This is a genomic window from Veillonella sp. T34266-5 (assembly GCF_002959815.1).
GTDB classification, from domain to species: Bacteria; Bacillota; Negativicutes; order Veillonellales; family Veillonellaceae; genus Veillonella; species Veillonella atypica.
Window position 1 is genome coordinate 1 of the sequence record NZ_PPCZ01000022.1, and the last position, 1,205, is coordinate 1,205.

At 47.2% G+C, this 1,205-nt stretch carries 2 tRNA genes and 2 rRNA genes; all 4 read left to right on the plus strand.

What is annotated here, in order from left to right:
* Window positions 1–405 (plus strand): 16S ribosomal RNA (locus VIHSUH07_RS07650); the annotation flags it as partial.
* 123 nt (window positions 406–528) lie between these two features.
* Window positions 529–605: transfer RNA gene (locus VIHSUH07_RS07655), tRNA-Ile, on the plus strand.
* Window positions 606–614: 9 nt separating this feature from the next.
* A tRNA-Ala gene (locus tag VIHSUH07_RS07660) sits at window positions 615–690 on the plus strand.
* A 370-nt stretch (window positions 691–1,060) separates the two neighbouring features.
* Window positions 1,061–1,205, plus strand: a 23S ribosomal RNA gene (locus tag VIHSUH07_RS07665); the annotation flags it as partial.

Sequence of the window (1,205 nt, forward strand, 5' to 3'; positions counted from 1 at the left end):
GGTGGGAACTCATGAGAGACTGCCGCAGACAATGCGGAGGAAGGCGGGGATGACGTCAAATCATCATGCCCCTTATGACCTGGGCTACACACGTACTACAATGGGAGTTAATAGACGGAAGCGAAACCGCGAGGTGGAGCAAACCCGAGAAACACTCTCTCAGTTCGGATCGTAGGCTGCAACTCGCCTACGTGAAGTCGGAATCGCTAGTAATCGCAGGTCAGCATACTGCGGTGAATACGTTCCCGGGCCTTGTACACACCGCCCGTCACACCACGAAAGTCGGAAGTGCCCAAAGCCGGTGGGGTAACCTTCGGGAGCCAGCCGTCTAAGGTAAAGTCGATGATTGGGGTGAAGTCGTAACAAGGTAGCCGTATCGGAAGGTGCGGCTGGATCACCTCCTTTCTAGGGAGACATACACCGATCCAAGAGCTTGGATGTCACTTAGGTCGACACTTTGGCACCTAACATTGTTCGGTTTTGAGAGATCTGTTATCTACAAGATAATAATTTCTCAATATATTAAATGGGCCTATAGCTCAGCTGGTTAGAGCGCACGCCTGATAAGCGTGAGGTCGGTGGTTCGAGTCCACCTAGGCCCACCATTTAATCATGGGGGCGTAGCTCAGTTGGGAGAGCACCTGCCTTGCAAGCAGGGGGTCAGGAGTTCGAATCTCCTCGTCTCCACCATTTAGTATTTGACATCTATGATGTTAAGTGCTAAACTACATAAGCTGATTTATACATCAGCAGATTTGTTCTTTGAAAACTGCATAGAAGATAATTATTATATATTTGTAAGGTCATCTCTTAGAATTTCTAAGTAGGTTGACCCGAGCACATAGGAAATAATTCTCTGACTTATTGGTGACGTACATGAAAATGTACGGCTACAAAAAACGACAATGTATCTAATGCATGTCTAAAAATCAAATTGATTTTCGTCAGAATTTGATGAATATCGAGGCGTACCAATGAAGCGAAATCGCCGCGTATTTGTATACGCAAGATGAGCTGAATGCAGTACAACGAAGATAGTCGCAAATTATGGCGCAAAATAAGTAAAGATTTTAAGGGCGTACGGCGGATGCCTTGGCGATATCAGCCGATGAAGGACGCGGTAAGCTGCGATAAGCTACGGAGAGGTGCAAGCAACCTTTGACCCGTAGATTTCCGAATGGGGGAACCCGGCAGTGGTTATGCAC